Origin of the sequence: Clostridium sp. MB05 (assembly GCF_046581255.1) — a bacterium.
In the GTDB taxonomy this organism is placed as follows: domain Bacteria; phylum Bacillota; class Clostridia; order Clostridiales; family Clostridiaceae; genus Clostridium.
Window position 1 is genome coordinate 187501 of the sequence record NZ_CP174370.1, and the last position, 10000, is coordinate 197500.

The 10000-nt window shown below is 31.3% G+C and carries 7 protein-coding genes and 2 rRNA genes (2 of these 9 running past the window's edge); 2 read left to right on the forward strand and 7 right to left on the reverse strand.

What is annotated here, in order from left to right:
- The 3 genes in view from ACH36K_RS00910 to glgB are tightly spaced (at most 53 nt apart) and all read right to left on the reverse strand, a layout consistent with a single transcriptional unit that may run on beyond the window.
- Window positions 1-794: the 5' portion of a glucose-1-phosphate adenylyltransferase gene (locus tag ACH36K_RS00910; protein WP_411169166.1), read on the reverse strand. The gene continues 391 nt to the left of window position 1, outside the view; only the first 794 of its 1185 coding nucleotides appear in the window; it begins with the start codon at window positions 792-794; the stop codon falls past the left edge of the window.
- A 53-nt stretch (window positions 795-847) separates the two neighbouring features.
- On the reverse strand, window positions 848-2299 hold the full coding sequence (gene glgA / locus ACH36K_RS00915) for a glycogen synthase GlgA (RefSeq protein WP_411169167.1): 1452 nt from the start codon (window positions 2297-2299) through the stop codon (window positions 848-850).
- 23 nt (window positions 2300-2322) lie between these two features.
- Window positions 2323-4308 (reverse strand): 1,4-alpha-glucan branching protein GlgB, encoded by a 1986-nt coding sequence (glgB, locus tag ACH36K_RS00920; RefSeq protein ID WP_411169168.1) that lies wholly within the window; start codon window positions 4306-4308, stop codon window positions 2323-2325.
- A gap of 323 nt (window positions 4309-4631) precedes the next feature.
- On the opposite strand from glgB, the gene ACH36K_RS00925 reads away from it, so the two are divergent.
- Both ACH36K_RS00925 and ACH36K_RS00930 read left to right on the forward strand, forming a co-directional pair.
- On the forward strand, window positions 4632-5540 hold the full coding sequence (locus ACH36K_RS00925; RefSeq protein WP_411169169.1) for an ABC transporter ATP-binding protein: 909 nt from the start codon (window positions 4632-4634) through the stop codon (window positions 5538-5540).
- On the forward strand, window positions 5540-6766 hold the full coding sequence (locus tag ACH36K_RS00930) for an ABC transporter permease (RefSeq protein WP_411169170.1): 1227 nt from the start codon (window positions 5540-5542) through the stop codon (window positions 6764-6766). The genes ACH36K_RS00925 and ACH36K_RS00930 overlap by 1 nt, the downstream gene beginning before the upstream one ends.
- A 128-nt stretch (window positions 6767-6894) precedes the next feature.
- Here the strand turns inward: ACH36K_RS00930 and ACH36K_RS00935 are convergent, their stop codons facing one another.
- The 4 genes from ACH36K_RS00935 to ACH36K_RS00950 form a co-directional block, all read right to left on the reverse strand.
- Window positions 6895-7752: an IS3 family transposase gene (locus tag ACH36K_RS00935; RefSeq protein WP_411169171.1), complete on the reverse strand. Its 858-nt coding sequence runs from the start codon at window positions 7750-7752 to the stop codon at window positions 6895-6897.
- 17 nt (window positions 7753-7769) lie between these two features.
- A complete protein-coding gene (locus ACH36K_RS00940) occupies window positions 7770-8063 on the reverse strand; it encodes a transposase (RefSeq protein ID WP_322379131.1) in 294 nt (97 codons plus the stop codon).
- Window positions 8064-8616: 553 nt separating this feature from the next.
- Window positions 8617-8733, reverse strand: a 5S ribosomal RNA gene (gene rrf / locus ACH36K_RS00945).
- Window positions 8734-8788: 55 nt separating this feature from the next.
- Window positions 8789-10000: ribosomal RNA gene (locus ACH36K_RS00950) — 23S ribosomal RNA — on the reverse strand; it runs 1695 nt beyond the window's last position.

Consider the following 10000-nt stretch of genomic DNA (forward strand, 5'->3'; position numbering starts at 1 on the left):
TCATTATCTATTTTTAATAAATCCATATTCGCTTCCCATAAGCTCTCAATAGTTCCAACATCTTTCCAGTATCCTTCAAAAGGATATGCCATCATTTTTTTACCTTTCCTTAGCATACTAGGTATTATATTTTTACCAAAATCGTTACTTGATTCTAGATCATTCTCATCTTCTCTTAAAAATTTCTTTAAAATGGACCAATTAAATATATATATTCCCATGGAAGCATTTGTACTTTTAGGATCTTTAGGCTTCTCTTCAAACTCATATATAGAGTTATCTTCCCTTGTATTCATTATTCCAAATCTACTAGCCTCTTCAATAGGAACATTTATAACAGCAATTGTAGCATCTGCATTATTCTCTTTATGAAATTCTAACATTTTATCATAATTCATTTTATAAATATGATCTCCTGATAATATCAAAACATATTCAGGATCATATCTATCAACATATTCTATATTCTGATAAATAGCATTAGCAGTTCCCTTATACCAATCTCCTCCTTTCTCCTCTTGATATGGTGGCAATATAGATACCCCTCCATCTCTTCTATCTAAATCCCATGGATCCCCTATTCCTATATGAGAGTTTAAATCTAACGGCTTATATTGAGTTAGTACTCCTACAGTATAGATACCTGAATTTGAACAATTACTTAAAGGGAAGTCTATAATCCTGTACTTACCTCCAAAGGGCACAGCTGGTTTTGCTATATTTTTAGTTAATACCCCTAATCTCGATCCTTGTCCACCTGCTAAAATCATTGCTACAATTTCCTTTTTTCCCATATTCTCTTTCCCCTCCCCTATACGAATTATATTAAAATTATTAATATGTTAATTTATAAAACACAATTAACATTGTTAAATAAAAGCTCATTATATATTCTTATATATTGACTGGCTGATTTTTCCCAGCTATTATCAGAAGTCATAGCTTGCTTAATAATTTTATTCCAACTATCCTTATCTTTATAAATTTCTAAGGCATATCTAGTTATTTCAAGCAATTCATCAAATCTATAATTTTTAAAGCCAAATCCATTTCCAGTACCATCATATTTGTTATAAGGGATTACAGTATCCTTTAACCCTCCTGTTTCTCTTACAATTGGTATAGCACCATATCTAAGTGCAATTAATTGTCCTAGTCCACAAGGTTCAAATAGTGATGGCATAAGAAATATATCAGATGCAGCATATATTTTATGTGCTAATTCATTACTAAATTTTATATTTACACTGATTTTATTAGGATACCTACTTTGAAAGCTTTTAAAGCTCTCCTCATATATATAATCTCCTGTCCCTAGAATAACAACTTCAATATTTTCCTTAAGCAAATCTTCTAGTATATTTATTATTAAATCGCACCCTTTTTGATGTGTTAACCTGGATACAACCCCTATCATTGCTACCTCAGAGTTTACAGGTAAGCCTAATTCTTTTTGCAATTTTTCTTTATTAATTTTCTTATCTTCTAGTTTGCTAACGCTATATTTTGAATATATATATTTATCCTTTTCTGGATTATATTCATCATAATCTATTCCATTTACAATACCTTCTAAAACTGAGCTTCTATATCTAAGTAAGCCATCTAGCTCTTCTCCATACTCAGGTGTTTTTATTTCTTCAGCGTAGCTCTTACTTACTGTAGTAACTTTATCTGAATAATTTATTCCTCCCTTTAAAAAGCTCATAGCCCCATATAATTCTAGTGTCCCATTATTAAATGCTTCGTAATCATAACCAAATAGTTCTGGCAATACCTGCGAATCAAACATTCCCTTAAAAAATAAATTATGAATTGAAAAGATGGTTTTTACATTTTTAAACTTTTCTTCTTTTATATATTCCAATTTATGAAGTACTGGTATCATTCCAGTTTGCCAATCATTACAATGTAATATATCAGGTACCCAGTCTATATATCTTATAAATTCCAAAACTGCTCTATTAAAAAAAGCAAATTTTTCTCCATCATCATAATATCCGTATAGTCCATCTCTTTTAAAATAATACTCATTATCTAAAAGATAAAATTTCACCCCGTTATATTCATATTCCAAAATTCCACAGTATTGATTTCTCCATCCAACATTTACAGTAAAATTGCTAATATATTTTAGATTATCCTTTATTTCTTTTTTTATATCCCTATAGTTTGGAATTACCACTCTTACATCAGCACCTAGATTCTTTAGTGATTGTGGCAGAGCTCCAATGACATCACCTAATCCTCCTGTTTTAATAAATGGATGTGCTTCTGATGCAACCATTAAAATATTCAAATTTACATCCCCCCAAATACTAATTATTGCTTAATTTCTACTATTATATCTTTGTTATTTATTACAATCTTTTCTGTATCATCAATTAACTTTTTAATAGATAAAATAGATACAGCCATAGGTGGTATCTTTAATAATATAGAATATGGTCTATTATGATAATTTACTTTTTCAGATTTGAAAATACCTTCATTTAATTGATTTGATCCTCCAAAATCCTTATTATCAGAATTAAAAGCTTCTTCATACTCAGCATTATAAGGCACTCCTATTCTAAAATCATGGTAGACAATAGGAGTAAAATTACAAATAAAAATTAATGTGTCTTCTATTTTGTTTCCTCTTCTTATAAATGTGATTATACTTTGATTGGTATTATCCGCATCTATCCATTCAAACCCATCAGTATCATAGTCTAGTTCCCATAAAGCATTATTCTCCTTATAAATATTATTTAACTTCTTACAATAGTTCTGAGTCAATCTATGCATTTCAAATTTATCAATTAACTCCCATTCTAATTGCTCATATTCTCTCCATTCTATAAACTGAGCAAACTCACATCCCATAAAAGTTAATTTTTTTCCTGGATGCCCTATCATATAAGCCAAATATAATCTTAATCCAGCAAATTTATTCCAATAATCCCCCCACATCTTATCAACTAGAGATTTCTTTCCATGAACAACTTCATCATGAGATATTGGTAATATAAAATTTTCTGAGTAATTATACATCATAGAAAAATTAATTTTATTGTGATGATGCTTTCTATATATTGGGTCAAGTTCTATATATTTTAAAGTGTCATTCATCCACCCCATATTCCATTTAAAATTAAATCCAAGGCCACCATCTTCAATAGGTTTGCATACATTTGGCCAAGATGTTGACTCCTCTGCAATCATAAGTACACTTCTAAACTCATTAAACACAACCTTATTTAATTGTTTTATAAAATCTATTCCTTCTAAACACCCATCCCCTCCAAACTTATTTGGTATCCATTCACCATCCTTTCTTCCATAGTTTAGGTAAATCATATTAGATACAGCATCAACCCTAAGTCCATCTATATGAAATTCCCTTATCCAAAATAATGCATTTGATATTAAAAAACTTTTTACCTCTGGTTTCCCCAGATCAAAATTAGCTGTTCCCCAACCTTTATTCTCAGCTTTCCAACATTCTTTATATTCATATGTTGGACTACCATCAAACTTATATAATCCGTGTTCATCTTTACAAAAATGTCCTGGAACCCAATCAAGAATAACTCCAATTTCATTTTTATGAAGTATATTTATTAATTCTTTTAACTCCTCCGGCTTACCATATCTATTAGTTGCAGAGTAATATCCAGTTCCCTGATATCCCCAAGAAGCATCTAATGGATGCTCTATTAATGGCATAAATTCTACATGAGTATATCCCATTTCAACTAAATATTTAGGCAACTCATCACATAACTCTTTATATGTAAGAAACTTGCCCTCCTTAGTTTTCCATGATCCTAGATGCATTTCGTAAATATTTACAGGCGATTTAAAAATATCTTTTTTTTCCCTTCTATTAATCCATTTTTTATCTGCCCACCTAAATTTTGTTTCTTCCTTAATAATTGAAGCCGTATTAGGTCTAAGCTCTGATAATTTAGCATATGGATCTGCCTTATATATACCATTAGAATCATTCTTATTTATAATGTAGTATTTATATTTCATTTCTTCTTTTAATCCTGGAATAAATAATGACCATAAGCCTTTCTTATTTATTCTTTCCATCTTAAATTCATTTTCTGGCTTAAAATCACAAAAATCTCCTACAACATAAATTTCTTTTGCATTTGGTGCCCAAGTAGTAAACCTAACTCCCTTTTTCCTTTTTTCACTGACACAATGAGCTCCCATGAATTTATAGCTGCTATAGTTTTTACCTTTATGAAATAAGTCTATTTCTGTATCTATAATTTGTCCGTTTTTTACCTTGTTTTTTGCTACCTGCGCCATACTAACATCTCCCTTGAACTTAACATAATTCTGTATGAATAATTATAACATCAATTTACATTAAATTCCATTTATTCCATAATACCATATATCTTAATATAGAAGTTTTTTCATCATGTAGTTACAAATGACTAATTATTAAATACTTTAAATTGATATTATCAAACTGCAAAATACAAAAAACCTATTTTTACCACAAATTTTATTAATATTTATTTATATTATTTTTTAAGATTTTATTAAGGTTATATTAAGACTTTTATTTATTTATATTAAGATTTATGTATTAGAATTAAATATATGAAATTAAGGGAGGTAACAAATTGAAGGTTTTAGAGGTAAAAGGACTTAAAAAGAAACTTGGAAAAAGAGAAATTATAAAAGATATATCATTCTCAGTAGAAGAAGGAGAAATATTTGGCTTCTTAGGCCCAAATGGAGCTGGGAAAACTACTACTATAAGAATGTTAGTTGGACTTATAAACCCTAATGAAGGTAGCATTAGTATTTGTGGTCATGATTTGAAAAACGATACAGAAAAAGCTTTAAAAGAGGTAGGAGCTGTGGTTGAAAATCCTGAACTATATAAGTATTTATCAGGAAGAGAGAATTTAATGCAAATTGCTAGAATTAGAAATATTTCTAAAAGTCAAGTTGATGATACTATAAAACTAGTAGGACTTGAAAATAGAATAGATGACAAAGTCAGAAAATACTCACTAGGTATGAAACAACGTTTAGGTTTAGCTGCTTCGCTTCTATCTAACCCAAAACTTCTTATTTTAGACGAACCTACTAATGGATTAGATCCATCAGGAATATTGGATTTTAGAGAAATAGTTAAAAAAGCTGCTAAAGAAAGAGGATTGGCTGTATTTATATCTTCACATATATTATCAGAGGTACAAAATCTTTGTGATAGGGTTGCATTTATAAATCATGGAACTATAAAATCAGTAGAAAATGTAGTAGATCAATCTATGGAAACTGATACAGACATAATATGCTTAAAATTATTACAAAAAATAGATGTAGATAAATTACTATCTATTGAATATATAAACTCAGCTAGAGAAATCGAAGATGGAATAGAGATAATTCTATTATCTAACAAAACTTCAGAATTAATCAAATATCTTGTTAATAATAACTACGATATACAAGAAGTATTTAAATTAAGAAAAGGATTGGAACAAAGGTATATGGAATTAGTTGAAGGAGGCATTAGATAATGTTATTAACTCTTATAAAAAATGAATTTATTAAAATGTTTAAGAGATCTAAAACATGGATTGTTTTTGGATTGTTTATAGTCTTTATTGGTCTTGCTGTCTTTGGTACTTGGATGAATGACAAACATATGAAAGAATGGATGTCCCCTGAATATCAAATAAAACAATCTGAAGAACAATTAGTTCATGCAAGAAATGATATAAAAAGAGCTGAATCAGACGGTGATCCACAATGGATTAAAAATGCTAAAGAAATAGAAAGTAGCCTTTTAAAGCAAATAGATGATAATAAAGAAATAATTAAAAATGGTATTTCTGAAGATGCATGGAAAAAACAATTAGATGAATCAATAAAATCTTCTGAAAATACAATTAAACAATATGAAGAAGATGGCATAAATGAATGGAATAAAAGATGGTATGCAGAGTCAAAGCAACAATTAGATGACTTGAAATATTTAAAAGCTAATAACATAAAACCATTGCAAGGCTGGGAATATCAAGCCTTTAACTTCTTAAAAATACTTAACAACTTCTTTGGATTAGGAGTATTAATAGCAGGTATTGCTGTATTTATGAGTGATATAGTTTCAGGAGAATGTACACCTGCAACATTAAAATTTTTACTTGTACAACCAGTTAAAAGAGGAAAAATTTTATTCTCTAAATTTATAGTTTCAGTAATTACAGTACTATCATTAATTTTAATACCCCAAATAGTTGGTATGACTGTTGTAAATATGACAAGTGATGTAGATGCTTCAAGTTATCCTGTTAGAATTGAACAAAAATATGAAAAATCATTTGATCAATCATCAGGTGAAATCATAATGAAACAAATTCCAGATACATCAAGAATGGTAACCAATACCGAAAATGCAGTAAGAACAATAGGATATCAAGCATTATTTATTTTATCAGCTTGCTCTGTTATCTTTATGATATCTACAATATTTAAAAGCAGTATGATTTCAATGGCTGTTTCAGTAATATCAACTATATTCTTAGCTATTGGAACTCAAGCAATTTCAGCTATTAGAGATGTAAGTCATCTTTTATTTACAACTTATGCTGATGCAGGTAGCTTAGTAACATCTCAATTACCGTTAATGTATCAAAACCCTAAATTAACAACAACCAACGGAATAATATGCATGGTTGTAACAGCAATAATAGCATATATAATAGCACATATTAATTTTACTAAAAAAGATATTTTAATATAATAAATTTAAATAATATTTCAATCTATTTAAGTGAAAACATGAATATGAAGTATTATATGTAATATACAAAGGGGGTAGAGAAATGGTCTGAACCCCAAAAAGTAGACAATGAATAAAGGGATATAAATTCAGGAATTACAAGAATGGCTTCGATACTTAATTGGAGCCATATTTTTTAACTTTTTTTGAAATCTAATATTATTATAAAAATTTATATATTCATCTATAGAGTTAATTACTTCGTCCTCTGAATTATAGTTATTTAAGTAAATACATTCACTTTTTAAGTGGCTAAAAAATGATTCTATACAGGCATTATCATGACAATTTCCTTTTCTAGACATACTTTGAATTATTTTATTTTCCTTTAGTATAGTATTATATAATCTTGAAGTATATTGAATACCTCTATCGCTATGCAATACTGCGCCATCTAACTTATTCTGGGCTAGTATATCTGTAATTGTATTGATTACCAAATCATTGTTGTTATTTGAACCTATTTTATAAGTTAGTATTTCATTGTTATATAAATCCATAATTGCTGATAAGTATAGTTTTTTATTGTTCTTATATTTAATTGTTGTTATATCCGTTACTAGCTTAGAGCTAGGAGTAGTAGCTTTAAAATCTCTATTTAGTATATTTTCTTCTATAATTATTCCTTTGACAAGCGGAGCGAAAAACTTCTTCTTTGCTCTAACTTTTGATCTTAATTCTAATGATTTCATAATTCTATAAACCTTTTTATGATTAATATTTATATTATGGTTTATTTTAATGAATGTAGTTATTCTTCTATATCCATAAATTCCTCTATGTTTATTAAAAACATCACGAATAAGAAGCTCTACTGAATTTACGTCCTCGCTTCGCATATCGGCTATTTTTCTTTTATTTAACCATTTATAGAATCCACTTCTTGATACTTTTAAAATAGTGCATAGAAGAGATATCGAATATTTACTTTTAAATTCATTTATCACTTCAAATTTATAGGACTTTATGCATTCCCCCTTATTTTCTCTAATAACTTTTTTAAAACTTCATTCTCTGCTCTTAGTCTTGTTAATTCGTCATTTTTATTTTCTTTAGCCGCTTCGCGACGAGGCTTTTCATTCTCATAAAAGCTATCTGGACCTTTTTCATTATATTGAATTACCCATCTACCAAATGCTGATGTGCTTGTTATATTTAAATCCTCACATATTTTCTTTTGACTTTTTCCTGTTTTTATATATTCTTCAATTGCATTTATTTTAAATTCTGTACTATAAGCTTTGTGTTTTATTGACATAAAAAATCACCCCATTATGTAGATTGTACACAACCCTTTGTTTACTGTCTACATAATGGGGGTAAGACCAAAACGCTACCCCCTTTGTATATTCTTAATTTAAATAAAATCCTACTATTTAAATATGCAGAAAACTATAGTTTTTTAAAAATCTTTTATTGGTGATATATGATGCTTAAAAAAATATACCTAGTGCATATTCTACAACTAATATATTATTTATCCACATATATATAAAGTTATTAACATTTCTTACATTAATAAATATAAATAATGTTAATAATTTATATTTATTAGTAAGTATAGTCCTCAATAAATATTAAATTTCAAATAAACAATAAAAATATTTTAATGCGTTTAGATTTATGTAGATAATTATATAATTAGTAATTTATGTAGCCGCGTAAAGTTAAAGGCACATAGCCATATCCTTAGATAAGCTTTATATTACACAATGGATAGCTATATTATATTAAGTAATATCTATCTTATATTTAAATAATCTTTCGTAACAAAAAAGACTTAAGAATTAAATTCTTAAGTCTTTTTAATAACCTGGCAACGTTCTACTCTCCCACACAGTTTCCCATGCAGTACCATCGACGCTGTAGAGCTTAACTTTCCTGTTCGGAATGGAAAGGAGTGTTTCCTCTACGCCATCATCACCAGATATCAGAGTGTTCTCTGAAAATTGCACATGAATTATTGCCAAAATCTTTTAATTATTGGTCAAGCCCTCGACCTATTAGTATCAGTCAGCTAAATATGTTACCACACTTACACCTCTGACCTATCAACCTTGTGTTCTTCAAGGGGTCTTACTAGCTTATGCTATGGGAAATCTCATCTTGAGGGGGGCTTCACGCTTAGATGCTTTCAGCGTTTATCCCTTCCCGACTTAGCTACCCAGCCATGCTCTTGGCAGAACAACTGGTGCACCATAGGTCAGTCCATCCCGGTCCTCTCGTACTAAGGACAGCTCCTCTCAAATTTCCTACGCCCGCGACGGATAGGGACCGAACTGTCTCACGACGTTCTGAACCCAGCTCGCGTGCCGCTTTAATGGGCGAACAGCCCAACCCTTGGGACCTACTACAGCCCCAGGATGCGACGAGCCGACATCGAGGTGCCAAACCTCCCCGTCGATGTGGACTCTTGGGGGAGATCAGCCTGTTATCCCCGAGGTAGCTTTTATCCGTTGAGCGATGGCCCTCCCACGAGGTACCACCGGATCACTAAGCCCGACTTTCGTCCCTGCTCCACTTGTGGGTGTCGCAGTCAGGCTCCCTTCTGCCTTTGCACTCTTCGAACGATTTCCGACCGTTCTGAGGGAACCTTTGGGCGCCTCCGTTACTTTTTTGGAGGCGACCGCCCCAGTCAAACTGCCCACCTAACAATGTCCCGTCACCAGATTCATGGCGTCCGGTTAGAATCCCAATACTGTCAGGGTGGTATCCCAAGGGTGACTCCACTAAGGCTGACGCCCTAGCTTCTCAGTCTCCCACCTATCCTGTACAGACAATATCGAAACTCAATGCTAAGCTACAGTAAAGCTCTACGGGGTCTTTCCGTCCAATCGCGGGTAGCGAGCATCTTCACTCGCACTACAACTTCGCCGGATTTGCAGTTGAGACAGTGCCCAAGTCATTACGCCATTCGTGCGGGTCAGAACTTACCTGACAAGGAATTTCGCTACCTTAGGACCGTTATAGTTACGGCCGCCGTTTACTGGGGCTTAAGTTCACACCTTCGCTTGCGCTAAGTGTTCCCCTTAACCTTCCAGCACCGGGCAGGCGTCAGCCCCTATACATCAGCTTACGCTTTAGCAGAGACCTGTGTTTTTGCTAAACAGTTGCTTGGGCCTATTCTCTGCGGCCTGCTCTCGCAGGCACCCCTTCTCGCGAACTTACGGGGTCAATTTGCCTAGTTCCTTAACT

Excerpts from the sequence above, each read along its gene's own strand:
- glgB (WP_411169168.1), bottom strand. The coding sequence starts at position 4,308 with ATGGCGCAGGTAGCAAAAAACAAGGTAAAAAACGGACAAATTATAGAT.
- ACH36K_RS00930 (WP_411169170.1), top strand. The coding sequence starts at position 5,540 with ATGTTATTAACTCTTATAAAAAATGAATTTATTAAAATGTTTAAGAGA.
- ACH36K_RS00940 (WP_322379131.1), bottom strand. The coding sequence starts at position 8,063 with ATGTCAATAAAACACAAAGCTTATAGTACAGAATTTAAAATAAATGCA.